The sequence below is a fragment of the Streptomyces sp. NPDC028289 genome, from assembly GCF_055565975.1.
Genome location: NZ_JBVHTI010000002.1, coordinates 34,346 through 58,306 on the forward strand (window position 1 = coordinate 34,346; position 23,961 = coordinate 58,306).

The 23,961-nt window shown below is 73.2% G+C and carries 20 protein-coding genes; 7 read left to right on the forward strand and 13 right to left on the reverse strand.

Translation table 11 applies throughout. The annotated features are described in order from the left end of the window. Window positions 1–23 precede the first annotated feature (23 nt). Window positions 24–1,361, reverse strand: a complete 1,338-nt coding sequence (locus tag ACZ4UV_RS08090; RefSeq protein ID WP_467837906.1) for an MFS transporter — start codon at window positions 1,359–1,361, stop codon at window positions 24–26. 227 nt (window positions 1,362–1,588) lie between these two features. Between ACZ4UV_RS08090 and ACZ4UV_RS08095 the strand changes: the two genes are divergently transcribed. Next, a complete protein-coding gene (locus ACZ4UV_RS08095; RefSeq protein ID WP_351488756.1) occupies window positions 1,589–1,990 on the forward strand; it encodes a winged helix-turn-helix transcriptional regulator in 402 nt (133 codons plus the stop codon). Between the two features lie 27 nt (window positions 1,991–2,017). Here the strand turns inward: ACZ4UV_RS08095 and ACZ4UV_RS08100 are convergent, their stop codons facing one another. The 3 genes from ACZ4UV_RS08100 to ACZ4UV_RS08110 all read right to left on the reverse strand — a co-directional run bounded on the left by ACZ4UV_RS08100 (window position 2,018) and on the right by ACZ4UV_RS08110 (window position 3,831). Then, window positions 2,018–2,440 carry an acyl-CoA thioesterase gene (locus tag ACZ4UV_RS08100; protein WP_467836728.1) on the reverse strand — a complete coding sequence of 141 codons (423 nt, stop codon included), beginning with the start codon at window positions 2,438–2,440 and terminating at the stop codon, window positions 2,018–2,020. A 57-nt stretch (window positions 2,441–2,497) separates the two neighbouring features. Further along, the gene (locus tag ACZ4UV_RS08105; protein WP_451017861.1) at window positions 2,498–3,151 is read right to left on the reverse strand and encodes a hypothetical protein; all 654 of its coding nucleotides are present in this window, start codon (window positions 3,149–3,151) and stop codon (window positions 2,498–2,500) included. Between the two features lie 80 nt (window positions 3,152–3,231). Beyond that, the gene (locus ACZ4UV_RS08110; RefSeq protein WP_451017860.1) at window positions 3,232–3,831 is read right to left on the reverse strand and encodes a histidine phosphatase family protein; all 600 of its coding nucleotides are present in this window, start codon (window positions 3,829–3,831) and stop codon (window positions 3,232–3,234) included. A 171-nt stretch (window positions 3,832–4,002) separates the two neighbouring features. Here ACZ4UV_RS08110 and ACZ4UV_RS08115 point away from each other — a divergent pair, with 171 nt between their 5' ends. Further along, on the forward strand, window positions 4,003–5,973 hold the full coding sequence (locus ACZ4UV_RS08115) for a zinc ribbon domain-containing protein (protein WP_467836737.1): 1,971 nt from the start codon (window positions 4,003–4,005) through the stop codon (window positions 5,971–5,973). On the opposite strand, the gene ACZ4UV_RS08120 is transcribed toward ACZ4UV_RS08115, so the two are convergent. After that, the gene (locus ACZ4UV_RS08120; protein WP_467836741.1) at window positions 5,952–6,506 is read right to left on the reverse strand and encodes a hypothetical protein; all 555 of its coding nucleotides are present in this window, start codon (window positions 6,504–6,506) and stop codon (window positions 5,952–5,954) included. The two genes, ACZ4UV_RS08115 and ACZ4UV_RS08120, sit on opposite strands and share 22 nt — an antisense overlap. A gap of 64 nt (window positions 6,507–6,570) precedes the next feature. Beyond that, on the reverse strand, window positions 6,571–7,779 hold the full coding sequence (locus ACZ4UV_RS08125; RefSeq protein WP_390034595.1) for a pyridoxal phosphate-dependent aminotransferase: 1,209 nt from the start codon (window positions 7,777–7,779) through the stop codon (window positions 6,571–6,573). 81 nt (window positions 7,780–7,860) lie between these two features. On the opposite strand from ACZ4UV_RS08125, the gene ACZ4UV_RS08130 reads away from it, so the two are divergent. Continuing rightward, entirely contained in the window at window positions 7,861–8,487 is a 627-nt protein-coding gene (locus ACZ4UV_RS08130; protein WP_451017856.1) for a winged helix-turn-helix transcriptional regulator, read from the forward strand. Between the two features lie 53 nt (window positions 8,488–8,540). Here the strand turns inward: ACZ4UV_RS08130 and ACZ4UV_RS08135 are convergent, their stop codons facing one another. The 3 genes from ACZ4UV_RS08135 to ACZ4UV_RS08145 all read right to left on the reverse strand — a co-directional run bounded on the left by ACZ4UV_RS08135 (window position 8,541) and on the right by ACZ4UV_RS08145 (window position 12,264). Next, window positions 8,541–9,368: a hypothetical protein gene (locus ACZ4UV_RS08135; protein ID WP_451017855.1), complete on the reverse strand. Its 828-nt coding sequence runs from the start codon at window positions 9,366–9,368 to the stop codon at window positions 8,541–8,543. Continuing rightward, window positions 9,368–10,633 (reverse strand): VWA domain-containing protein, encoded by a 1,266-nt coding sequence (locus ACZ4UV_RS08140; RefSeq protein WP_451017854.1) that lies wholly within the window; start codon window positions 10,631–10,633, stop codon window positions 9,368–9,370. Before ACZ4UV_RS08140 ends, ACZ4UV_RS08135 begins: the two co-directional genes overlap by 1 nt. Before the next feature lie 74 nt (window positions 10,634–10,707). Beyond that, window positions 10,708–12,264 (reverse strand): IucA/IucC family protein, encoded by a 1,557-nt coding sequence (locus ACZ4UV_RS08145; RefSeq protein ID WP_451017853.1) that lies wholly within the window; start codon window positions 12,262–12,264, stop codon window positions 10,708–10,710. Window positions 12,265–12,357: 93 nt separating this feature from the next. On the opposite strand from ACZ4UV_RS08145, the gene ACZ4UV_RS08150 reads away from it, so the two are divergent. The 3 genes from ACZ4UV_RS08150 to ACZ4UV_RS08160 all read left to right on the forward strand — a co-directional run bounded on the left by ACZ4UV_RS08150 (window position 12,358) and on the right by ACZ4UV_RS08160 (window position 16,090). Beyond that, the gene (locus ACZ4UV_RS08150; protein WP_451017852.1) at window positions 12,358–13,860 is read left to right on the forward strand and encodes an IucA/IucC family protein; all 1,503 of its coding nucleotides are present in this window, start codon (window positions 12,358–12,360) and stop codon (window positions 13,858–13,860) included. Window positions 13,861–14,163: 303 nt separating this feature from the next. After that, window positions 14,164–14,895, forward strand: a complete 732-nt coding sequence (locus ACZ4UV_RS08155) for an ABC transporter ATP-binding protein (protein WP_467836755.1) — start codon at window positions 14,164–14,166, stop codon at window positions 14,893–14,895. Between the two features lie 190 nt (window positions 14,896–15,085). Then, complete coding sequence (locus ACZ4UV_RS08160) at window positions 15,086–16,090, forward strand: ABC transporter ATP-binding protein (protein WP_451017850.1); 1,005 nt, start codon at window positions 15,086–15,088, stop codon at window positions 16,088–16,090. Between the two features lie 19 nt (window positions 16,091–16,109). Here the strand turns inward: ACZ4UV_RS08160 and ACZ4UV_RS08165 are convergent, their stop codons facing one another. Together ACZ4UV_RS08165 and ACZ4UV_RS08170 are read right to left on the reverse strand one after the other, a co-directional pair. Continuing rightward, complete coding sequence (locus ACZ4UV_RS08165) at window positions 16,110–18,944, reverse strand: hypothetical protein (RefSeq protein WP_451017849.1); 2,835 nt, start codon at window positions 18,942–18,944, stop codon at window positions 16,110–16,112. 35 nt (window positions 18,945–18,979) lie between these two features. After that, window positions 18,980–22,201 (reverse strand): FtsX-like permease family protein, encoded by a 3,222-nt coding sequence (locus tag ACZ4UV_RS08170; protein ID WP_467836763.1) that lies wholly within the window; start codon window positions 22,199–22,201, stop codon window positions 18,980–18,982. A gap of 401 nt (window positions 22,202–22,602) precedes the next feature. Here ACZ4UV_RS08170 and ACZ4UV_RS08175 point away from each other — a divergent pair, with 401 nt between their 5' ends. Further along, window positions 22,603–23,367 (forward strand): SDR family oxidoreductase, encoded by a 765-nt coding sequence (locus ACZ4UV_RS08175; RefSeq protein ID WP_451017847.1) that lies wholly within the window; start codon window positions 22,603–22,605, stop codon window positions 23,365–23,367. A 23-nt stretch (window positions 23,368–23,390) separates the two neighbouring features. Here ACZ4UV_RS08175 and ACZ4UV_RS08180 read toward each other — a convergent pair whose 3' ends face one another. Both ACZ4UV_RS08180 and ACZ4UV_RS08185 read right to left on the reverse strand, forming a co-directional pair. Then, window positions 23,391–23,657 carry a hypothetical protein gene (locus tag ACZ4UV_RS08180; RefSeq protein ID WP_467836767.1) on the reverse strand — a complete coding sequence of 89 codons (267 nt, stop codon included), beginning with the start codon at window positions 23,655–23,657 and terminating at the stop codon, window positions 23,391–23,393. Beyond that, window positions 23,636–23,956, reverse strand: a complete 321-nt coding sequence (locus ACZ4UV_RS08185) for a hypothetical protein (RefSeq protein ID WP_467836769.1) — start codon at window positions 23,954–23,956, stop codon at window positions 23,636–23,638. Before ACZ4UV_RS08185 ends, ACZ4UV_RS08180 begins: the two co-directional genes overlap by 22 nt. Window positions 23,957–23,961: the final 5 nt, after the last annotated feature.

Genomic DNA, 23,961 nt, shown 5'->3' on the forward strand with positions numbered 1-23,961 from the left:
CAGGGGCGCCGGCCCCGCCCGGTTCAGGCGCGCCGGGGCCGCAGTGCGACCGCCGCCAGCCCCAGGGCCCCCGCCGCGATCACCGCGGCCACCCGGAACGCCAGCCGGTAGCCCTCCGCCGTGGCCGGCACCAGCTCCGCGCCGGCGTGCAGCAGGCCGTCGGTACGGCTCGCCGCGAGGGTGGACAGGGCGGCCAGGCCCAGCGAACCGCCCACCACCTGCGTGGTGTTGAAGAGCCCGGAGGCCAGTCCCGCGTCCTCCTCGCGGACGCCGGCCATGGCGAGGCCGGTGAGCGGGGGCATCGCCGCGGCGAAGCCGGCCGCCATGAGCAGCATCGGGGGCAGCACGTCGGCCGCGTACGACCCGTCGGCGGGCGCCCGGCTCAGCAGGGCCATCCCGACGGTGATGAGGACCAGCCCGGCGAGGAGCACGCGGTACGCGCCGAAGCGGCCGGTCATGCGCGCCGACAGCCCCAGCATCAGGGCGCCGATCGCGAGCGGTGCCGGCAGGAAGGCGAGACCGGTGTGCAACTCGCCGTAGCCCAGCACGCGTTGCAGGTACAACGCGCCGAGGAACTGGAAGCCGTACATCGTCGCGATCATCAGGATCTGTACGCCGTTCGCGCCGCTCAGCGCCTGGGAACGCAGTAGCCGCAGCCGCAGCAGCGGGTGCTCGGCCCGGGCCTGGCGGACGGTGAACGCCACGAGGAGGGCGAGGGCGAGCGCGGCCAGGAGCACGGTGGCGGCCGGACCCCGGTCGCCGGAGCCGACGATGACGTAGACGGTGAGCATCAGCGAGCCGGTGACCAGGGCCGCCCCCGGACCGTCGGCGCCCCCGCGGAGCCCCGCGCCGGGCTCGCGGGCCAGGATCCGTACCGCGGCCAGCCAGGCCGCCACCCCGATCGGCAGATTGATCAGGAAGATCCAGTGCCAGCTCAGCGCCTGCGTCAGCGCTCCGCCGAGGAAGGTGCCCAGGGTGGCGCCCACCGACCCCACCGCGCTGAACACCGCGATGGCACGGGCCTGTTCGCGCGGCTCGGGGAAGAGCGACACCAGCATGCCGAGCACGACGGCCGAGGTCATCGCGCCACCCGCGCCCTGCACCGCACGCGCCGCGATCAGCGCGCCCTGACTCGTCGCCAGCCCGCACCCCACGGAGGCCGCGGTGAACACGGCGAGCCCGGCCGTGAACATCCGTTTCCGGCCCACCAGATCACCCAGACGGCCGAACAGCAGGAGCAGTCCGCCGAACGGGATCAGATAGGCGTTCACCACCCAGGCCAGCCCCGGACCGCTGAAGCCCAGGTCGCGTTGGACGGCCGGCATCGCCACGGTGACGATGGTGCCGTCCAGGATCGTCATCAGCGCGCCCGCGCACAGGACGGCGAGGGATGCCCGACGCGGGTATGTTCGGGAGAGAGTCACCGGTGCGGCCGGTGTGCCGGTCGTGGTCGACATGGCCTTCTGGCCTCCGCAGTCGCCGTAGCTCGTCAGGGACATCAACAGGAACCGATCGTGCGCAAGGGGCACGACTTGTAACGGGGTTCATGGTGAGTGACCATGAGAGGACGGCGTAAGGAGGCAGTTCGATGTCCCAGAGGAACACCGGTGTTACCAGCCAGGTCGTGAACGCGCACGCCTGCCCCGTCCGCGAGGTTCTTGACAGGGTGGCCGGCAAATGGAGCGTGCAGATCCTGGTGGCGGCCTCGCACGGGCCCATCCGCTTCACGGAACTGGAGCGCGGCATCGAGGGCATCAGCCGCCGGATGCTGACCCTCACCCTGCGCAACCTGGAGCGCGACGGCCTGGTGACCCGCACCGTGTACCCGACGGTGCCTCCGCGCGTGGAGTACGAACTCACCCCGGTGGCGATGGAGTTGCACGAGACCTTGCAGCGGCTGACCGACTGGGCCGAGCGCAACCGCCACTACATCGCACAGGCCCGGGCGGTCTACGACGCCGAGCACCAGCCGGAACTGCTCGACGTGTAGACGGCCGTGCAGACGGCGCGGACCGCGTCATATCCCGAACAGCGCAGGGTCCGAGGCGAGTTCCTTGAAGACCTCGCGCGGATCGGCGACCAGCTTCCGGGCCTTCAGGTCCAGCAGCCCGCCGACCGCGTCGACCTCGGCGGCCAGCGTGCCGTCCGCCTTGGTGATCTTCTGGAGTATCCGGAACGTCTTGCCACCGCCCCACTCGAACGCGCAGGTCACGTCGACCTCGTCACCGGCGAGCAGCTCCCGCCTGTAACGGATGGTCGTCTCCAGTCCCACCGGGCCCACGCCCCGCCCGATCAGCTCGGCCTGCGTGACCCCGGCCGCCTGGAGCAGCGACCAGCGGGCGTGCTCGGCGTAGTTGATGTACACCGCCTGGTTCAGATGGCCCTGCACATCGGTCTCGTAGCCACGGACGGTCACCCGGACGGAATACGGTTCGCTCACGACTTCCCCTTCTCGTGTACGACGCACTGATCCTCTGTCGGCATCCTGACACGCCCGTCACACCCGGCGCGGCGATGCCAGCAGATAGCGCGTTCTGGTCCGGGGCTCCGTGTACTCGCCGGTCTGCCAGCCCGCCCGCTCCAGGGATGCGGCGCACGCCCGCAAGGGCTCGCCCTGCGGCGCGTACACCGCGACCGCCTCCGGCTGCGGGGTCGCCCGCACCCGGTAGCCGGGGGTGCCCGGCCCCTCGGGCGGCTGCCCGGCCGCCTCCAGGGCGAGCGCGGCGGCCCGCACCAGATGCGCACGCTCCCAGCCGCACGGCCGGTCGGTGGCGCCGTCGGGATTGGTCATCCGGCGCAGTTCGAGCAGCCCCTGCCAGGCGCTGTGCACCTCACGCGCTCGGGCGGGCCCGCCCGCGGCCGACTCCTCCCCGCCGACCCGCGCGGCGAACCCCCCGGCCGGCTCGGGTTCCCGCGCGGCCCGGGACTCCGTCGCGGCCCGGGGTTCCGTCGCGGTCAGGGCCTCCGGAGCCTCCCGTATCCGGTGCCCGGCCGGCGTCAGGAAGTGGTCGTGCGGCGGGCGCGGGTGCCGGAAGGCGAGCCCGCGCCTCACCAGCGCCGCCAGCTGCGCCTCGGTACCCCGCAGCCGCCCGGTGACCGGGTCGGCGGCGTCGACGACCCGCCGCTGCGCGGCGGTGGGCGGTCGGGTCACGGTGCGCACCTCCCCGGTGTCGAGCGCGGTACTGATCCCTTCTCCGAAGGCTACGACCGGCCACTGACAACGCGGTGCCGCTACCCGCCCGGCCGGATGTTCCAGCCCGCGATCACCGGCCGGTCGTGCTCCGTGCCCAGTCGGCACAGCGTCCCGGTCGCCAGCTGGAACAGGGCCCCGGCGGACGGCGCCAGGCCGAGTCGGCGGGCGGTCAGGACGCGCAGGAAGTGACCGTGGGCGACCAGCAGCACGACCCCCTCCGTGTTGGCGAGGGCCGCCTCGACCTTGGAGAGCATGCGGTCGGCCCGCTCCCCGACCTGCTCCGGGCTCTCCCCGGGGTGGTCCGGCGGGCCGGGCGCGACCCCGTCCGTGAACAGGAACCAGCCGGGCCGGGTGCGCTGGATCTCCATGGTGGTCACGCCCTCGTAGCCGCCGTAGTCCCACTCCCGCAGGTCGGTGTCGACCCGTGCGTCGGGCACCCCGATCAGCTCGGCGGTCTCGCGGGCCCGCTGGAGCGGGCTGACGAACGCGGCACCGATGCGGTGCGAGCGGATCAGCGGCACCAGCCGGCGCGCCTCGTCCCTGCCGTGCTCGGTGAGCGGCACGTCGGTCCACCCGGTATGCCGTCCGGACCGCGACCACTCGGTCTCACCGTGCCGGACGAGGAAGACATCAGCCATACGTCAGAGGCTCACACTTCCCTTAGGGACTTGTAGTGATGTGCAGTGGTGTGTCGTCTGCCGGTCGTATGTGGGTGCGCGGATCGAATGCGTGACCTTTCCGCGGGCGCGTCGTTGATCGGATGACAGCACTACGGGTGGGGAGAGGTGCCGGTGAGCCGGAGGCTGCCGTTGGGCGAGGACGAGACGGCCCGTATCGCCTGTGCCCGTGGCCTGCTGCGTGCGGGCGTGGTGGAGAAGACTGGCGAGGTGCTGTCGGCCGCAGTTCTGGCCCAGCGGGTGGGCTGGGCGGCGGATCTGGTGTCCAGCATGGCTGCCGCTCTGCTGGGTGTGCACTGGAACGCCGCCGATGTTGACCTGCTGGCCTCAGGTGTGGACGGCGCAGGCCGCAAGCTGCCGTCGAACGCGTGGATGGCGCTGCGGCGACTGGGCTGGACCACCGCACCGGCCGAGGACATGCGCGTCAACGACCGCATCGTGCGCATGGCCCAGGAGCAGGCCGGGCGCCTGCTCCGGTCGGCCAAGTGGCGCGCGGATCTGACCGCCGGAGTCATTGGGACCTGGCCCGCGGAGTCGGGCAGGCGCACCTCGGATGAGTGGGATGCCGTCCGTGCCGCCGTCCCCGACGGCCGGGATCTGCCCTCCAGCGTGATCAGGTCCCGTACTCGGCAGATCGCCGCCTTCGCCGAGAAGCACGGCCGGTTGCCCGCCGACGTGTTCGAGCTTGAGGCCGCACCCCACGCGGCGCGGATGCTGCTGCTTTCCGCCTGCGACGGACAGCAGGCCACTCTTGCCCGCAGTGATGAGCCGGGCCGGGCGCTGCTGCGGCTGCAGCTGCCAACCTGCCCCGCCCCCAGCTCTTATCGGGACTGGACCTGGGTGGTCTGCCCCATCACACTGCCGCCCACCATCCCGCCCGGAGCGCTGGTGCACCTGCCCACCCTGCGCGCCCACCACGGCCGGGTCCACGCTGACCTCGCCTACACCCACACCGTGCCGAAGGCCCGGCGCACCGGGCACACAGTGGCGCTGGGCGTGGACTGGGGCCTCAACGCACTGCTCAGCGCGGGCGCCGTTCGGCTCCACGACAACGGGACGATCACCGCGCTGGGCTCGGGTGCCCAGTTCCGGGCCGCCGGAGTGCTGGCCAAACAGCACCGGCTGCGCCGCGAGGGCGAGCATCTGCATGCCAAGGCCGATCACTATCGGCGGCTCATCAACGACACCGACAGCCATTATCTGTCCGGCAAACACGCCGTCCTGGCCCAGGAGATTCGGTACGTGGCCGACCGACGCTCGAACCTCAACGACGCGCTTGCCCGGTCCGCCGCAAGGTGGACGGTCGACCAGGCACTGGCCGCCCACGCGAGCGTGATCTACGTCGAGGACCTGCGCTCGATGGAAGCCCGGGGCATGGGCCGCACTCTCAACACCCGTCTGTCCCAGCAGGTTCGCGGACAGATCGTGGAACGCATGCGGCACCTGGCCGCCGAAGCGGGAATCGCTGTCGTCACAGTCCCGGCCCGTGGCACCTCCCGGCACTGCCCCCGCTGCCTGGTACCGCTACGCCACCGCAAGGCCCCCGACCGGCCCACCGTACCCGGCTGGAAATGGGCCATCTGCCCCAACCCCGAATGCGGCTGGCAGGGCGACCGCGACACCGGAGCATGGCAGCGCATCGCCGCACGCGGCTCCACCCACCAAACCAAGACCGCGGTCGACCGCGCCAGTGGCGCGATGGTCATCCGCAGCGTGGTCGACCAGCTCGAAACCACCGCAGTGGTCGAAACGGCCACCATCACTGGGATCCGCCGGGGAGACCGGTCCAAGGCCGGACCCACCCGGCGCACAATCGCACGCTCCGCGCCCAGGCGACGCGGGGCACCCTCCCCTACCGGTCCCTCGGGTCCGGCGGGCAAGCGTCCGGAGGGACACGCTCACACGGGCCCAAAACGGCTGCCCCGCGCAGCCCACCGGCACCAGGGCGTGACGACGATCAGCACACCCACCACCCGCCGACACCGGCCTAGAGGGGCGGCACTGGGCGCAGGCTTTCACCTGCACGCCCACGCCACCCCACCACGGTGGGAACCGATCCAACCGATCCCGCAACCCGCGGATCACAAAGGATCAGTTGGCTGATCAGAGACGCTAAGAGCCCAGCGCTCCAGTTCGGTGAAGTCACGCGCCCGCAGGCCGTGCCGCGCATCCACCGGAAGGAGCAGTGCGGGCCCTTCGTGGTGCTCGGCGACATGGCGGACGTCGAGTTCGGTGACCATGTCGTCGACCCACACGAACGGCCGTCCGGCCGCCCACGCCACGACGGTCCGCGTCTTCCAGTACAGGCCGTCCGGATCCTTCGCGAACAGCTCCGGCCACTCGATGACGGGCAGTTCGGGCAGCCCGACGACCGGGCCGATCATCTCGTTGGCCTGGTGCGTCCAGGTGGTGGCCCAGGCCAGTTCGTACGGCAGCGCGAGCAGCCGGACCCCGTGTCCCGGATGCAGCCGCACCCGCAGCCCCCGGCGCAGCCTGCGGGAGTCCGGCCGCTGGCGGGCGGACCAGCCGGCGGGGTGCAGCCTGCGGGTCACGTACCCGCGGTGCCGCAGGAACCGGGCCCGGAAGGGGTTCAGTGGGCCGTCGACGTCGAGGAGGAGCAGAGGCCGCTGGGTCATGGGTACGGCATACCCGGACGGCCCCCGATGACTACCGCATGACTACCGCATGACCACGGCACGACTACTGTCGATAGCCGCTCAGGAACCGCCCGATCCGGCCGATCGCCGTCTCCAGGGTCTCCGCGTGGGGGAGGGTGAGGATGCGGAAGTGGTCGGTGGCGGGCCAGTTGAAGCCGGTGCCCTGGACGACCTGGATCTTCTCCTGGAGCAGCAGGTCCAGGACGAACCTCTCGTCGTCGTGGATCGGGTGGACCTTGGGGTCGATGCGGGCGAAGGCGTAGAGGGCGCCCTTCGGCTTGACGCACGAGACGCCGGGGATCTCGTTGAGCTTCTCCCAGGCCACGTTGCGCTGCTCGTGCAGCCTGCCGCCGGGGGTGACGAGTTCCCGGATCGACTGGCGGCCGCCGAGTGCGGCCTGGATCGCGTACTGGGCGGGGGCGTTGGCGCACAGCCGCATGGAGGCCAGCATGGTGAGGCCCTCCAGGTAGTCCTTGGCGTGCTGCTTCGGGCCGGTGACGACCAGCCAGCCCGAGCGGAAGCCGGCCACCCGGTACGTCTTGGACAGGCCGCAGAAGGTGAGGACCACCAGGTCGGGGGCGAGGGCCGCGGTGGAGTGGTGGACGGCGTCGTCGTACAGGATCTGGTCGTAGATCTCGTCCGCGAAGACCATCAGGCCGTGCCGGCGGGCCAGGTCGAGGATGCCCTCCAGGATCTCCTTGGGGTACACCGCGCCGGTCGGGTTGTTCGGGTTGATGATGACGACGGCCTTGGTGCGGTCCGTGATCTTCGACTCCATGTCGGCCAGGTCCGGGTACCAGTCGGCCTGTTCGTCGCAGAGGTAGTGCACCGCCTTGCCGCCGGCGAGGGTGGTCACCGCGGTCCAGAGCGGGAAGTCGGGGGCGGGGATGAGGATCTCGTCGCCGTCCTCGACCAGCGCCTGTACGGCCATGGAGACCAGCTCCGAGACGCCGTTGCCGAGGAACACGTCGTCGACGCCCACCTCCAGGCCCAGCGTCTGGTAGCGCCCGGCCACCGCACGGCGGGCGGAGAGGATGCCGCGCGAGTCGGTGTAGCCGTGTGCCTGCGGGAGCATCCGGATCATGTCCTGGAGGATCTCCTCAGGGGCTTCGAAGCCGAAGAGTGCCGGATTGCCGGTGTTCAGGCGCAGCACGCTGTGGCCCGCCTCCTCCAGCGCGTTGGCGTGCTCGATCACCGGTCCGCGGATCTCGTAACAGACCTCGCTGAGCTTGTTGGACTGCCGGAACTCCATGCGCCCCTCCGGGAACTCGTGTTGCTTGGTTTTACCAAGTAGGAGCTTGGAAAGTCCAACATCTTGTCTAGACTGCGTCGCATGTCACCTCGCCGAAGCTACGACCAGTACTGTTCCGCGGCCCGCGCCCTCGACGTCGTCGGCGACCGCTGGACCCTGCTGATCGTCCGGGAGCTGTTCGCCGGTCCCCGCCGCTACACGGACCTGCACGCGGATCTGCCGGGGGTCAGCACGGACGTCCTCGCCTCCCGGCTGAAGGACATGGAGCGGGACGGGCTCACCACCCGGCGGCGGCTGCCCCCGCCGGGTGCGGCGTACGTCTACGAACTCACGCCCCGCGGGCGGGAGTTGCTGCCGGTACTCCAGGCACTGGGCAAGTGGGGCGAGTCCGAACTGGGGGAGCGCCGGCCGACCGACGCGGTGCGCGCGCACTGGTTCGCGCTGCCGCTGCTGCGGGCCCTGACGGGCGAGGGGCTTGTCGAAGTCCGGCTGGGGGAGGGGGACTTCCACCTGTACGTCGGGGCGGAGGAGGGACCGGTGTACGGCGACGGCCCGGCTCCGGCCGAGCCCGACGCCCGGCTCGTGCTCGACGCCGGGACGGGTACGGCTCTGGCCCGGGGCGAGTTGGGGCTGGCGGAGGCGGTGCGGGGCGGGCGGGTCACGGTGACGGGGGACGGGGCGCTGGCCAAGGAGCTGCGGGAGGCCTGAAACGACGACTGGGCCGCCGCGAACGGGGCCCAGTCACCAGGTTCTGTACAGGATCACGCGCCCGGCGGTACCCGCGACGGCCGGCCCGACCCCCGCGTCAGCGCATATCCGCCGATCCCCGCCAGCGCGGCCAGCACGCCGCCGATCCCGGTCCACACCCAGCGGTCGCTCCACCAGCCGGAGGACCAGCCGCCGTCGGGCTCGATGCTGGACAGGACCGCCGACTTAGAGGTCGAAGAACCGTCGTCGGACGAGGAACTGTCGGCGTCCGACTCGGCCTTGACCGCGATCCCCGGTACCAGCGGCTCGGCCAGCGAACCGTCCACCGCCGCCGAGCCGCCGATGTCCTTGGAGTCCACCTTCACCTCGGCGCTCACCGGCTGACCGAGGTCGGCCGAGGTCAGGTCCACCACGGTCAGCCGGATGTAGTACGTGCCGGGCAGCGGATCGTCGGCCCACGGCTCCGACCAGGCGCGCACGGTACGCATCACGCAGGCCAGCTCCACCGACGTGGCGCCCTGCGCGGCCGTGCGGGTCTGCGCGCCGTACTGGCAGGCCTGCCGGCGCCGCAGACCGTCGTACACGTCGAGCTGCCAGGTCTGCCCCGCGTGCGCGTCGGGCAGCTTCACCGTCGCCTTGACGTCCGGGCGCCGGCCGGCGTCGGCCGGGAACGACCAGTACAGGTAGTCGCCGGTGGACCCGCTGGCCGTCGCCCGCTGCCCCTGGTCGATCTCGGCCGCCGTACGGAAGGACGTGCCCGCCTGGGTGGGCGCGCCGCTGTCCTCCGAGGCGCTGGGGGAGGGGGAGGAATCCGCCACCGCCGGACCGGCCGCCAGGCCCACCGCCAGCATGGCGGCGCTCAACACACGTGTGATCGACATCAGTTGGTCCTCCAGACCGCGACCCGCCAGCGCGACACCCAGCCCCACACCAGACCCGCGAGGAAGCCGGTCAGCACCAGCGCGCCGAGCAGCCACCAGCCGCGGCCGAGACCGAAGGAGGCGACATCGCTCGCCTTCGACGGCCCGTCCACCACGTCGACCGTCAGCTCGACCGGCAGGCCGGGGCTGGTCTTCACCCCGGACGCGGCCGAGAAGGAGTTGGTCACCTGGAGACAGACGGTCTCCGGCGTGGTGTCCTCGTCGTCGTCGCTCTCGGCCTTCGGGTACCGCAGCCCGGTCGAGATGACGTCCGTTCGCCCGAGGCCCGACGCCTCGCCGCGCACTATCTCCCGCCCGTGCACGGTCACCGCGCGCAGCAGCACACCGTAGTCGGCGTTGACGGCCCGGTCGGCCGCGACGCTCACCGAAGCGCGCAGCTCCTGGCCCGGGTTGACGTCGACCTTGTACCAGCGCTGCTGCCCGAACTCCTCACGGTCGGTGTACAGCCCCGACTTCAGCGCGGGCGCGGACGAGCACTGGTCCGTCCCCTCGGTCGCCACCGGCGTGACCACGGGGTCCGCCGCCCGGTCCACCAACTGGCCGACCCGGTCGGTCAGTTCCTCCTTGTGCTGGACGGAGGTGTACGTGCCGCCGGTCGCGTCCGCGATGCAGCTGAGCTGGTCGCGGGTCTTGGCGTCCGGCACCAGGCCGAGCGTGTCGATGGTCAGCCCGACGCCCTTGGCGGCGATCTCGCGGGCCACCTCGCACGGGTCCAGCGGCTGGCAGGTGTCCTCGCCGTCGCTGATCAGGACGATACGGCGGGTCCCGTCACCGCCCTGGAGGTCGTCGGCCGCCTTGAGCAGCGCGGGGCCGATCGGGGTCCAGCCGGTCGGCGAGAGTGTGGCGACGGCGGTCTTCGCCTCGGTGCGGTCGAGCGTGCCGACCGGGTACAGCTGCGCGGTGTCCTTGCAGCCCTCCTTGCGGTCGTTGCCGCGGTAGTTGGCGCCCAGCGTGCGGATGCCGAGCTGGACCCCCTCGGGCGTCGCGTCCAGCACCTCGTTGAACGCCTGCTTGGCCGCGGCCATGCGCGTCCCGCCGTCGATGTCCGCCGTCCGCATGGAACCGCTGACGTCCAGCACGAGCTCCACCTTGGGAGCGGCCTGTTCGGTCTCGTCGGCGACCGCATGGCCGGGGAACGCGATCCCGGCCGCCAGGGCGGCGAGCAGAGCACAGACTCCTGCCGCCGGCCGATGTGTTCTGATCATCGGCGGATCCTATTGATCAAAGGTGCCGGGCTCCAAAACGAGGTCCGGACCGGTGAACAAGAGTGACCGGCAGGTCAACGCAGGGCGGCGAGCGGGTTCGGCAGGGCCGTCCACTGGTCGCCGGGCACCTCCGGGGAGAGCCGCATCAGGGTCAACGCCTTGGTGGGCAGCGGTCCTTCGAGGAGTGCCGTCAGGTCGGGGGTGGCGGGCAGGTGCCGTACGGCCGCCTCCAGGGCCGTCGCCAGGACCGGTCCCGAACCCGCCGTGCCCGCGAGGGCGCCCGCGACCAGGGAGCCGAACAGCTTGCGGCGCAGGGTCGTCTCGTCGTCCGTGACCAGGCGGCCCGTCAGGTCGGGCGGGGTGATGCCGTGCCGGCGGAGGCGGGCGGGACTGAGACGGATGTCGGCCAGGTCGCGGTAGACCAGGCGGAGCGGGGCGCCGGTCCCGGAGAGCACGACCAGGAGGTTCTGGCCGTGCGCCTCCAGGGCCACGCCCAGATCCAGCAGCCGCAGACCCACCGTCAGCGCGAGCCGGGTGAACCCGGCCAGCCACGACGGCGATTCGGGGAGCGTCGTGGTGGCCAGGGCCGCCACCGGGAGGACGCGCTCGCCCGGTGCCGCGTACGCCTGCGGCGACTCGCGCAACAGCGCCGCCAGGTCGGGGGAGCCGGCGGTCACCGCGCCCAGCGTGCGGGTGATGTGCAGGAGCCCGTCCGTGCGGTCCGCCAGGTCCGTGGCGAACGACGACAACGTCACCGCCGCGCCGACCGAGTACGCCGAGATGTCCCGCACGGACGAGGTCAGCCGTGCACTGAGGGCTGTCTTCACATGGGTGTCGTCGGCAAGGGCGAGCGTGCGCAGGGACATCAGCGGGTGCGCGTCCCGCCACGGCCCGGCGGAGCCGCCCTTGAGGACATGGGTGTGCTGCCAGGGGTGCACGGGAACCAGCAGACGGCCACCGTCCCGGAGTTCGTCCGGCCAGTCGCCGGTCAGCAGGCAGTCCCCGGCCGCGACCGGGACCGTCTCCAGCCGTACGACCGGCCGGTGCTCCGGCCCGTAGGCGAGCTGCTCCGCCGCCGAGAAACCGGGCCGGGAACGGCAGTTGGGGTGGAAGGGATGCCCGTCGACGACCCGCTGCTCCCACTGCCAGTCGCTCCCCCAGGCTTCGGCCGGAGAGACTCCCACCGGCCACTCCTCGGGGCCCCTCTGCTCCGGGCCCTTCGCGGAGAACTCCCGGTTCGCTCGCGAGAGCGCCAACGACGCGACGCTGTGCCCGAGTTCGGCGGCGAAACCGGCCGAGTGCGGCCACCCCAGGTCCGTCGTCAACCGCGCCGGATCGTCGTACACCTCCCCGTCCAGACGCACGGCGGTCACGTACGCGTCCGTGGCGTACGGATCCGCCCGCGGCCCGTGCAGCGCCCGCCCGTCGGCCAGCCACAGGGCGAGGCTGTGCGCCCCGCGCACCCGGCGCGCCACCCACGGCAGCGGCTCGTGCGCCAGCGCCCGCCACAGCCGGGTCAGCACCGCCGCCCGCGCACCGGGCAGCTCGGCCGCGTACCGGTCGACGAGGTCCGGCCGGGCCTCGGCCAGCTCCGCGGCGAGCCGGGTCTCGATGGGGGAGGGACGATGCACGGGAGGGCTCCTCGGAGAGGGGTACGACGGTCATGATGACCGGTGGTGAGCGACATACTGATCAGGATCGGACTGTGTGGACGTAGCGAACGAATGGAACGCGTGGACCTCATCCCCCTCAGCGACGCGGTCGGCGAACGCGCCGACGCGTACGCTGCCGCGCCCCTGCTCAACTGCCTGCTGCGGGAGGTGGCCCAGCCGCTCCCGGACACCGGGGAAGGGCCGTCACGGGTCTACCGGCTGCCCGGCGGCGGACGGCTGCTGCGGGTGCGCGGCGGACGCCGGCCGGCCGCTCCCGAGGTGTACGCGGACGGCACCTGGCACCGCGTCGGCCACCCCGAACTGGTGAAACTCGTCGCCGAGGAACTGCGCAGACACACCGGGCTGTCCAACGGCGACCTGCCGACCGAGATGATCGACAGCCGGGACGCGGTCGCCGCGCTGCTCACGGCACGCGCCCGGGCGACGGCGCCCGACGACCCGTATCTGCGTTCGGAGCAGTCCCTCATCACCGGCCATCCCTACCACCCCGCCCCCAAGGCCCGTGGCGGCGGCCCGGTCACCGCCTGGCTGCCGTACGCCCCCGAGGCGCACGCCCGGTTCCCGCTGGTGCTGCTCGCGGTCCGGGAGGACGAGGTGGTGGAGGAGGGCGACACGGCCGCGCTGGACGCCCTGGCCGCCGTACCGCCGGGCTACCGGCTGCTGCCCGCCCACCCCTGGCAGCTCGACCTGGTCGCCCGCGACCTCGCTCCCGCCTTCGCGGACGGGCGGCTGCTGCGCCTCGGCGAGACCGGCTTCACGACCTGGCCGACCGCCGCGATCCGCACGGTGTACGAGCCGGAGCGGGACCTCTTCCTGAAGTTCAGCCTGGACGTCCGGATCACCAACGACATCCGCCGCCTCTGGGCGCACGACCTGCGCAGACTGCGCCGTACGGACGCGGCCGCGACCGCCGCGTTCACGGCCATGGACGGGCCCGCCGGCTGGCTCGGCGACCGCGGCTACCGCACCGCCCGCTTCGCCTTCGAGGAGCTGGCCGTACTGGTCCGGGACGGGCTGCGCGGGCCGCTGCTGCCGGGAGCCACCCCGCTGCTCGCCGCCGGCCTGGTGGAGGGCTTCGACGGCGACCCGCTGGCCGCGGCGGCGGACCCCGGTGCCTGGTGGGAGGCGTATCTGCGGGCGGTCGTACCCCCGGCCCTGACCGCCTTCGCCGAGCACGGCGTCGTCCTCGAAGCGCATCTGCAGAACACCCTGGTCGCCGTCGACGCCGACGGCATGCCGGTGCAGGCGCTGTACCGGGACGCCGAAGGGGTCAAGCTGCTGGCCGACGTGGACCGGGCCGCCGGCTGGGAGCGGCTCGTGTACTGCCTCGTCGTCAACCACCTGACCGAGGTCGCCGCCGCGCTCGCCGAGCGGCACCCCGGGTTCGACCCGTGGCCGGCGGCGCGGCGGGAGCTGGCACGGCAGCCGCTCCCGGAGGTGACCGGCCTGCTGGCCTCCCCGACCCTGCCCGGCAAGACCAACCTCCTGCTGCGCTGGACCGGCGCGGACGGGGCCGACGCGCGCTATCTGCCGTTGCCGAATCCCCTGGTCTGAGACGGCGGGGCGCCGGCTGTGCCGCTCGGCCGCCGTCGGCCACGGGAGCCGGGGCGTGCGGGCCGGCACGGTGTGCCCGAGGTGTTCCCGCCGGGCACGGCAGAGGCCGGCCGGCGGACCTCGCCTCCGGCGACCTAGCGTGCCCTCGCCCGAACACCCTCGGCCGCGCTCGCACCGCGGTGGCCGGGAGGCCGGTGCGCCGGGTGGTACGCCCGCGATCCACCTTCCCGCGGCGGTCCGGCATACCCTACGGTGCGGATGCAGTAGCGCCCCGGTCGAGCCGGGGCGGGGCGGGGAGGAAGAATGCGCGAGCAGCCCGGCGGTCACGGCGCTGTGGCGGACGTCGGGACGGCGGCCGGCGGGATGGTCGTGGTCGAGGACCTGCGCCGCACCTACGGCAGCGGCGAAACCGCCGTCCACGCCCTGCGCGGTGTCTCCTTCAACGTGCCGCGCGGCGAACTCGTCGCCCTCAGAGGCCGTTCCGGCTCGGGCAAGACCACCGTGCTCAACCTGGTCGGCGGTCTCGACACTCCGGACGGCGGCCGGATCATCCTGGACGGCACCGACCTGGCCGGCCTCGGCGCCGACGACCTGCTGGCGCTGCGCCGCGACCGAGTCGGCTTCGTCTTCCAGTCCTTCGGCCTCATCCCGGTCCTGACCGCTGCCGAGAACGTCGGGGTTCCGTTGCGCCTGCGGAAGGTCCCGGCCCGCGAGCGCGAGGCCCGCGTCCGTCTTCTGCTCTCGCTCGTCGGCCTCTCCGACCATGCCGACCAGCGTCCCGGCGAGCTCTCCGGCGGCCAGCAGCAGCGGGTCGCGATCGCCCGGGCGCTTGCCAACAATCCGGCCCTGATCATCGCCGACGAACCCACCGGCCAGCTGGACGCCGACACCGGGCTCACCGTGATGAACCTGCTGCGCGCCGTCGTCCGCAGCGAATCCGTCACCGCCCTCGTCGCCACCCACGACACCCAACTCCTCGCGCTGGCCGACCGCGTGCTCGAACTCCGGGACGGCCGCATCGTCGAGGACGACTGACGGCACCGCCGCGGACCGGTGACGAAAGCCCGGGCGGGGCGGTCCTTGAGGCGCCGGCACCCGACCGTCCGGGACGGAACCGGCGTGCCGCCGCCGACCTGCCGGATCCCGCCCCTCGCACACACTTCCGCATTACGCTGGCGACTGCCTGACAGCGTTGCCCGCAGACCTCACCTCCTCGGGGGACCGTGTGCCAGTTCACGAACAGCCCACCGGGGCACCGGACTTGGCCGAGCTGCGCCGGCGGGCCGCGGCGGCCGCCGCCCCGCGGCGCGAGGCGGGGCTGGTCGTTTGCGAGAACCTGGTGCGCATCTACCGGACCGAGGGTGTCGAGGTACAGGCCCTCCAGGGCCTCGACCTGACCGTGGCCGAAGGCGAGATGATCGCGGTGATCGGGGCCTCCGGCTCCGGCAAGTCCACGCTGCTGGGCATACTGTCCGGCCAGGACGTGCCCACCGCGGGCGCCGCCGAGGTCGCCGGACACGACCTTCTGGCGATGAAGCGCCGCGAGCGGCTCGGCTACCGGCGCGGCACGGTGGGCTTCGTCTGGCAGCAGACCTCCCGCAATCTGCTGCCCTACCTCTCCGCGGCCGAGAACGTGATGCTGCCGATGACGTACACCGGGATCAAGCGCTCCCGGCGCCGGGCCCGGGCGGAGGAACTGCTCGACCTGCTGTCCGTCGGCCACTGCCGGGACCGCACCCCGGACACGCTCTCCGGCGGCGAGCAGCAGCGGGTCGCCATCGCCGTCGCCAACGCCAACGAGCCGCGGGTGCTGCTCGCCGACGAACCCACCGGCGAACTCGACACCGCCACCAGCGACGAGGTCTTCGCCGCGCTGCGCCGGGCCAACGAGGACCTGGGTGTCACCGTGATCGTGGTGACCCACGACGCGCTGGTGTCCGAGCAGGTGCAGCGCACCGTGGGGATCCGCGACGGCCGTACCTCGACCGAGGTGCTGCGCCGGGTCGCCACCGACGAGGACGGCGTCGAGGTGCTCACCGCCGAGGAGTACGCGGTCCTGGACGGCAGCGGTCGGCTGCAGCTGCCGGGCGAGTTCACCGAGCGCCTGCACCTGCGCAAGCGGGTCCGGCTGGTCCTGGAGAGCGACCACGTCGGCGTGTGGCCCGACGAGGCCGCGCGCCGGGCGAGGTCCGACGCGCAGGACGCGGCGGGCGGCGGCCCCGAACGCTGAGCACGCCGAGGGCGAGCCGTCACGCGAGGCGCAGTACGGCTCCCAGGCCGCGGCGGCGGGCGAGGACGGACTCGGTGACCGCGGCGGCCAGGATCAGCGCGGCCACGCCGGCGACGAGGGCGACGGTCAGCGAGTAGTCGGTGTGCAGCGCCGGTTGGGCGGGACCGCCGGTGAACTGCCGCAGGTCCAGTGTCCGCGCCATGAGCCGCGGTTCGAGCAGCCCCAGCAGGGTGCCGCCCACCGCCGAGGCGACCGCCAGCGGCAGCAGTTGCAGGAAGTGCAGCGCCCCGGCTTCCCTTGCGCCGAGTCCGAGCGTGCGCAGGAACGAGGTGGTTCGGCTGCGCTCGTGGGAGGTGAGGGTCAGTTCCAGGAGAAGCGCGAGCAGGCCCGACAGGGCGGCCAGGATCGAGCCGGTGGTGTAGATCGTGGCGAGTCCCCGCGTCAGGCCGTCCGAGCGCAGGGCACTGACCGTCTCGGAGCGGACGCGGATCCGGGCCAGAGGACCGAGCGCCTTGGCCGCCGCCGACCGCAGTGCCGCGGGTGCGGCGGTGGCGGGGCTGTCGCCCCTGAGGAGCAGGACGGTGCTTCCCGAGGGCTGCGGGGGCAGCAGATGCTCGGCTCCTGCGGTGGTGATCAGCAACGGCGTACCGGCGGTGAGCTGCGCGGTGACCGGCCCGAGGAGCGGGTCGCGCAGTTCCGCGGCGGTGAGGGTGCCGACCGGCTTGAAGACGAGGTCCACCGGCCGCTGCCCGTCGGGTACGACCGTGGCGGTGAAGCCGCCGGTGCGCTCGCTCGCCCGCAGGCCGGGCGAGAGGAAGGAGGGCAGCGGGGCGTTCGCGCCGGCCCGGGTTCCCGCCGGGGCCGCCAGCCGGGACAGCAGCGCGCCGGCCAGGGGCGACTTCGGGGCGACGGCGGCCAGTTGCCGGGGATCCACGGTGATCACGGCGACCGGCGAGATCACTGCGCCGTCGGCCTGCCCTGCCAGGTCGAGGGTGTACAGATGCTGGAGGGCGGTCCGTGTCCCGGTGGTGCCGGTACCCGATGCGGAAGTCACGGTTCCGGCCACGGTCGCGCTCGCCTCGGCGCCGGTGCTCCAGGCCGCACCCGTGGCCAGGCCGTCGTCGATCGTACGGTGCACGAGGCCGCCGAACACGGCCGTTCCCAGGGTCAGCACCAGGACGAACAGGGCCAGCCCGGTCGCCGGGGCGTCGTGGGCGGCCCGGGCGGCCCCGACGAAGCCCACCGCTCCCCGGCCGCGCCGGGTCCGCCGCAGCACCAGGCGCAGCACGAGCGGGTAGCACCGCAGCAGGACGAGTACGACGGTCAGCGCCACCAGCACCGGCACCGCGCCCAGGATCCCGTCGGGGCCCTGCGAGCGCAGCGCGATCACACCCGCCGCCGTCGTGACCAGCACCGTCAGCTCCAGAACCACGCGCCGGCCGAGGGCGATGTTCCGGCGTGAGTGCCGCAGCCGGCCGGGTCTGCGCGGCTCTCGGACCGCGAGCCAGGTCATCAGCGGCACCGTCAGCGCCACCACCGAGGCGGCGAGCGCGGCGGTCATCGGCTGCGGCGCTCCGGACGTGCCGGTGGGGGCGAGCGCCCCTCCGGCCGCCCAGCCGAGCAGTGCTGCGATCACCACCACCGGCCAGGCCACGGCGCAGCGCAGCAGCACCAGCCGCGTGGTGGACGCGCCCCGCGCGCGCTGCAACCGCAGGTGGGCCTGCCTTCGGCGCAGCAGCAGCCGTACCGCGACGGTGACGGTGGCCAGCGCGACCGCGGCCAGCGCGTCGACGGCGAACATCGCCAGGTCCCTGGCCTGTTGGTCCTGAGCGGTGAAGGCGGCGAGCAGCGGTGTCAGGGAGTCGGTCACCAACAGGGGCCCGGTGGCCTGGCCTTCGACGAGGCAGCTGAGGTCGCCGGTGATCGGGTCGGTCCCCTGGCACAGGGCGGCGCTGAGGTCCTGGCTGTAATGGGACAGCGGCCCGGTCAGGGTGCGGGCCCGGTCGAGCGCCGCCCCGGACAGATCGGCGCGCAGCTGCCAGGTCACCCGCGGGCCGCCCACCCCGCGGCCGGCCAGCAGGTCGGCGGCGTCGAGGCCGACGAGGCCGCGGACGGCGAGCACCGTGCCGGCGGAGTGCTCGGCCGGGTAGCGTGACGGCTGGTCCAGCGTCTCCCGGCCCGACCAGAAGCCGTCGGTGGCGGCCGTGGTGCGGTAGATCCCGCTCACCAGCAGCACTGCGCGGGGCGGTGCGTTCTGTACCCCGAGGGTCTTGGCGAACTCAAGGGTCAGCCGGCTGCCGGCCCGGATGCCCAGCGCCTGCGCGGTGGCCTGCGACAACCCGATCTGGGGCGCGGTGCCCAACGGCGTGTGGTCGGCCGGCGGGTGGCCGCTGACGTAGTGCAGGTGGGCCCGCGCGGACGGCAGATGGCTGACCGTCAGCTCGGTGCTGGTGATGGCCGGCCCCGGCGGCTGCGGTGAGATCAGGGACGCCTGGTTGTAGTCGTAGTCGCCGCCGGTGATGGTCACATGCCGGGCGGCGGGGCCGCTGAGCCGCTCGATGAGGGTGCGGCCGGCGCCGAGCAGGGTGGCCATGTCCACGGCGGGCGGCTCGGTGCCGAAGACCTCAGGTGTGGTGCTCAGGCTGATCGGGGGCGCCTGGGCCCGCGTGGCGTCGACACGCTGCCGCAGTGCCCGGTCCTCCTGGCCCCCCGCGAAGGCGGGGCCCCAGGCGCACAGCGCCGTCAGCACCAGGACCAACACCGCCAGGCAGGCCAGCAGCGGCAGGTCGCCGAGGGTCTCCTTGCGTATCAGGCGCCGCGTCACCGCCGCGCCCGTACCCACGGTTCGCGTCACCGTCCGTCCTTTCCGGTCGTGTCCGGCCGCCCGGCTCAACGGTCGTCCCCCGCTCGCAGCACACGGACCAGGTCCACCCGGGCCAGCAGCCGGGCGAGCGCCAGCACGACGGCGCTGATGGCCACGGCGGTCGCCACCGCGGTGAGCGCCACGGTGCACCAGGGGATGACCAGCGGCAGCGGCGGATAGGGGGTCTGTCCGCTGTCGTCCACGGTGACCAGCGGCAGCACCGCCGATGCCAGGGCCATGCCCATCAGCGCCCCGGGGACCACCGCGAACAGCGCCAGACCGAGTTGCTCGGCGCCCAGCAGCGCGGACAGGCTTCTGGCCCGGACGCCCACCGCCCGCAGCAGGGCGAACTCCTTGCGGCGCTGCCGGGTGGAGACCACCGCGTGCACGGTGAAGGCGATGACCGCGAAGCCGGGGGCCAGATACCGGACCAGTTCCAGCACCCGGCGCAGTCCGCTGCGGAACGGGTCGGCCCGAAGGGACGCGGCGGTGCGCGCCGTGGTGGTGACGCGGCCCAGCGCGGGCTGCGCCTCGGTGGCGGCGGCCGTTCGGGCGCTGTCGGTGCTGCTGAGCCACCAGAACGCGGGATCCTCCTGGTCGGCACCGGTCCGCGTCGTCGCGGTGGCGAGTTGGCGCTGGTCGGCGATCAGATGCCCCTGTCCGCGGCCCAGTCCGGGCAGCGAGTCGACCCGGCCCACAATCTTGACGGTGACCTCAGCGCCGCCCAGATTCAGCGTGATGGTGCTGCCCACGCCCAGGCGCACCTCGCTCAGCGCCGAGGCGTCGGCGCGCACCGGCAGCGGCCCCGGCGCGCCGGCCGGGCCCGCGACGAGTCGCAGCCGGCTGCCCGGCCGGGTCTCGTAGTCGCTGCCGGCCAGGACGCCGAACGCGTCCTCGCTTGCCTGGGAGGCCCGGATTCCGGTGCTGATGGTGGTGCGGAGGACCTCGGGGCCACCACGATCGACCGAGCACACCCCGGGGGTGCCGGGACCGTAGGCGCCGGTGGGATTTCCCCGGCACGCCCCCGCGGTGGAGTCGGCGGCGTGGTCCGTGCCGTCGGCCCAGACCTGCCCACCGGGCAGCCCGGTGATCCAGGTGTCCGCGGTGCCGCGCGCGCCCACCCGGATCAGTTCCAGGTCCAGCCGCGCGGGGCGCACATTCGGCTGCGGCAGGACGCTGACGGCGGTCACCGTCAGCGGATAACTCCGCGGGTGGCCGCCGCTCAGCGCCACGTCGAGGGGGACCACGACGGTGTGCCTGGCCCCGTCGGCGGCGGGCAGCCGGGCCGTCACCGTACTGACGACGCCGAACGCGTCCTGCACGGTCAGTCCAAGGTCCGGGGCCGCGCGGCTGCCGTCGCTGCTCAGCCGCTCGTCCACCAGCAGCGCGGTCGGACGCCCCGGGAGCCGTATCCCGGGGACGACCGGTGACGGCGGGCGGGGAGCGGGCCCGCCGATCGTGCCCACCAGCTCTTCGGTGGCTCCGCCGGGCAGGTTCACCGTCGACCGCGTCACTGGTGTGGCGGAGGTCACCGCCGGCAGGGCGCGATAGGCGGCGCCCAGGACGGAGGAGGGGTAACTGTCGTCTGCGGAGGGGGAGATCCGCACGTCTGCGCCGACCGTGAACGCGGCCTCCTCGGACGCCAAGCCGCCCAGGCAGGCCAGCGCGGTGGTGGCGAAGGCGCTCACCGACACGGCCAGGCACATCAGCATCACCGGTCCCGCGTTGCGCGCGGCCCGCCGGCTCAACTGCCAGCCGGCCAGCGCGAGGACGAGGCCCCGGCTGCGCCGGGCGCACACGTCCAGCAGGAGGGAGGTCAGCGGCAGCAGCCGTAACAGCAGGAGCGCGGCGGCGCCGGCCACCAGGGTCGGTACCACGACCAGCACGGGGTCGGCGGACGCGCCGCCGGTGCCCAGGCCGACGAGCAGCGAGTGGTGCCGCCGCAACTCCAGATATCCCAGGGCCGCGACGGCCAGCAGCGCCAGGTCGGCGCCCAGCCGCTGCGCGGCGGCGGCCCGCGCGCCGCGGGCCGGCCGCGACCGCGCCGACGGCAGCACGGGCAGCAGCACCGCCGCGGCGTGCACCAGCAGGGTCAGACCCACCGCCGCCCACGCGCCGGTGCTCCGGGTGCCGGGGTGCAGCAGCCCGGCCAGGAAGGGCGCGGCGACGGCGGCCGGGACGCCGGTGAGCGCCCACTCGGCCGCCGCGCCGCGCAGCAACCGCAGGGTGCCCGCGCCCCTGGCCCGTTGGAGAGCCAGTTCGCTGCGCCGACGTACCGTCAACTGACGAGCGGCCAGCACCAGGGTGGCCAGGGCGAGGGACGCGAGCATCACGCTCGGCAGGTACAGCGAGGACCGGGCCGCCACCATCGGCACCGACAGGTCGTCGATCGCCCCCGGCAGACCGGAGACCACGGTCAGGTCGTTCAACGACGGCCGCCGCCCTCCGAACACCGACACGCGGCTCTGGCTGCCGGAGAAGGCGCGCAGCCGGTCGTGGAGCCCGGCGAGGCTGCCCGGGGCGAGACGGGAGAAGTCCGGCTGCACACTCCAGTGGGCCGCCAGCTGCCCGTTCAGGACGGCGCTGCCGTTGAGGGCCGAGGCCGAGACCACCAGCAGGTCCTGGTCGGCGGTCTCCCCCTCGGTCAGGTCGCCGGCCATCGCGGGCCAGAACCCGACGGCACCGGACGCCCGGAAGACCCCGGTGACCCGTAGGGTCATGGCGCGCCCGAAGGCGTCCCGAACCTGCAGGCGGGAACCGGGTGCGACGCCCAGACGCCTGGCCAGCGCGGCGGGTACCGCCGTGTCGACCGGGGCGGTGGACCCGGTGGCGACCCGGACCTCGGGCAGCGAGGTGAACGCGCCGGCCGGGGCGTCGCCCGCGCCGACGGGCCACCGCCCGGCGACCAACCGCCCGAACCGGCCCGCGTCCTGCACCGCGACCGGGTGCAGACCGCTGCCGCCGGGACCGCGCGGCGGGCCCGTGACCCCGTCGATCCCTGTTACCGAGACCGGCGACATGCCCAGCAGCCCCACATAGGTCCGCTGCGGTACCCCGGCGAACACCCGGTCGGCGGCGGCCCGTACGTCCCGGTCGGCCGCGGCCATTCCCCCGGCCCGGAAGGACGCGTTGACGCTCACCTGCGCGTCGGGGTCGGCGGCCAGCCGCCGCACGGCCCCGGCCTGCACCGAACTCCCGGCCAGCGTCGTGAGCGCGGCCAGCGCCGTCGCACACAGCAGTACGGTCACTGCGACCGCGGCCGACGCCAGCCCGTGCTGCCTGGCTCTCCTGACGACGGCGGGAAGCCGGTGCCAGGCCTGGCGCGGAGTATCCGGGCGTCGCCGTGGCGAAGACGTCAAGGCCGTGGCGACCACATGACCCCCGCAGAATCGAACATGTGACGGTGACGGCGCGTCACAGTCCTACCAGGCATCCCTCAACCACACAAGAATCACTGATCTTTTCCGGACGGGCACCGGCGAACCGCCTGTGCGAATCCGCCGACGGCGGTTGCGCGGGCACCAGCCGACGATCGTCCCACCGTCACGGCAGCGGAGGCAGTTCACGAGCCGTGCACGTGAATCACGGCATCGGCAGGTCTCTGTATCCTCGCCCGGGATGCATGACGCGATCATGGCATGGGGGCCCGATGGGTACGCTGAACGGCAGGACGGCTCTGGTCACCGGCGCCGGGCGGGGGATCGGCCGGGCCATCGCCCGCCGTCTCGCGGCGGACGGCGCGCTCGTCGCCGTGCACTACGGCAGTGACGAGTCCTCGGCCCGTGAGAGCGTCGAGCTGATCACCGGCGCCGGCGGGCGCGCCTTTCCCGTGCGCGGTCCGCTCGACGCTCCCGACGGCATCCGAACGGTGTACGAGCGACTCGATGCCGGTCTGCGCGGACTGGGCGAGCCGACCGTGCTGGACATCCTGGTCAACAACGCCGGCTTCAACATCGGGGGCGGGGTCCGCGAGGTGACCCCGCAGGACTTCGACCGGCTCATGGCCGTCCATGCCAGGGCACCGCTGTTTCTCGTGCAGGAAGGACTGCCGCTCCTGCGCGAGGGCGGCCGCATCATCAACATCAGTTCGGCGGCCACCCGCGTCGCCCTCCCGTCCGCCCTCGCCTACACCATGGCCAAGGCGGCCCTGGAAGCTCTCACCCACACGCTCGCCAAGGAACTGGGGAGCAGGCAGATCACGGTGAACTGTGTGGCACCGGGCTTCGTCAAGACGGATCTGAACCGGAAGCGCTGGGCGACGCCCGAGGCAGAGGCCCGGCACGCCGCGCTCTCCGCGTTCGGCAGGATGGGGGAGCCCGCGGACGTCGCGGACATCGTGGCCTTCCTCGCCTCCGCGGACTCCCGCTGGGTGACGGGGCAGTGCATCGATGCGTCCGGCGGGTCGGCCCTGTGACGGGAGGACTCCACGGCACCGGCTCAGACGGGCGGCGTGGGCCGGTCCAGGGCGTCCCGTCCGGCGCGGGTGAAAAGCCGTAGCCGGTCCTGGGCTTCGTTGAAGCGCCGGTCCATCTCCATGGCGTCGCCCTGGCTCAGCGGTCCCGCCACGGACCTCGCCTCCTGCTCCTCGGCGCAGGTCAGCAGGTCCCGCAGGCTGGATATGCAGTCGCCCACCCGTGCGGCCACCTCGTCGGGGCCCTGCAACTCGACCGCGTAGGACGTCTTCAGAGCTTCCCGGTACGCCATTCTGCCGCGCAGCCGGATCTCCTCCCGTGCTCGGCTTCCGGAGCACCGGGCAGAGAGGCCCGGTGGTAGTCGAGCGCCGCGATCCGGGCCGTCTGCGACTTCTCCACGAACTCCTCGTAGATCGCCTTGCGGTGCTCACGACGCCAGCGATGGTGCTCCAGGCGGAGATCCAGTTCCTGGAGCCTCTCCCGGTGCCGTGACTGGCGCTCCTCCTGTTGTTCCAGGGCGTGCTGTTTGGCGCGCTCGGACCGCAGGGCGAGGAAACCCGTCATACCGCTGCCGATCAGGGTTCCGATCATTCCCA

Bases quoted from the DNA above. Each gene is read 5' to 3' on its own strand.
- ACZ4UV_RS08090 (WP_467837906.1), bottom strand. From the start codon at position 1,361: ATGACGATCCTGGACGGCACCATCGTCACCGTGGCGATGCCGGCCGTC.
- ACZ4UV_RS08095 (WP_351488756.1), top strand. From the start codon at position 1,589: ATGTCCCAGAGGAACACCGGTGTTACCAGCCAGGTCGTGAACGCGCAC.
- ACZ4UV_RS08110 (WP_451017860.1), bottom strand. From the start codon at position 3,831: ATGGCTGATGTCTTCCTCGTCCGGCACGGTGAGACCGAGTGGTCGCGG.
- ACZ4UV_RS08120 (WP_467836741.1), bottom strand. From the start codon at position 6,506: ATGACCCAGCGGCCTCTGCTCCTCCTCGACGTCGACGGCCCACTGAAC.
- ACZ4UV_RS08125 (WP_390034595.1), bottom strand. From the start codon at position 7,779: ATGGAGTTCCGGCAGTCCAACAAGCTCAGCGAGGTCTGTTACGAGATC.
- ACZ4UV_RS08130 (WP_451017856.1), top strand. From the start codon at position 7,861: ATGTCACCTCGCCGAAGCTACGACCAGTACTGTTCCGCGGCCCGCGCC.
- ACZ4UV_RS08135 (WP_451017855.1), bottom strand. From the start codon at position 9,368: ATGTCGATCACACGTGTGTTGAGCGCCGCCATGCTGGCGGTGGGCCTG.
- ACZ4UV_RS08140 (WP_451017854.1), bottom strand. From the start codon at position 10,633: ATGATCAGAACACATCGGCCGGCGGCAGGAGTCTGTGCTCTGCTCGCC.
- ACZ4UV_RS08150 (WP_451017852.1), top strand. From the start codon at position 12,358: ATGGAACGCGTGGACCTCATCCCCCTCAGCGACGCGGTCGGCGAACGC.
- ACZ4UV_RS08155 (WP_467836755.1), top strand. From the start codon at position 14,164: ATGCGCGAGCAGCCCGGCGGTCACGGCGCTGTGGCGGACGTCGGGACG.
- ACZ4UV_RS08175 (WP_451017847.1), top strand. From the start codon at position 22,603: ATGGGTACGCTGAACGGCAGGACGGCTCTGGTCACCGGCGCCGGGCGG.
- ACZ4UV_RS08180 (WP_467836767.1), bottom strand. From the start codon at position 23,657: ATGGCGTACCGGGAAGCTCTGAAGACGTCCTACGCGGTCGAGTTGCAG.
- ACZ4UV_RS08185 (WP_467836769.1), bottom strand. From the start codon at position 23,956: ATGATCGGAACCCTGATCGGCAGCGGTATGACGGGTTTCCTCGCCCTG.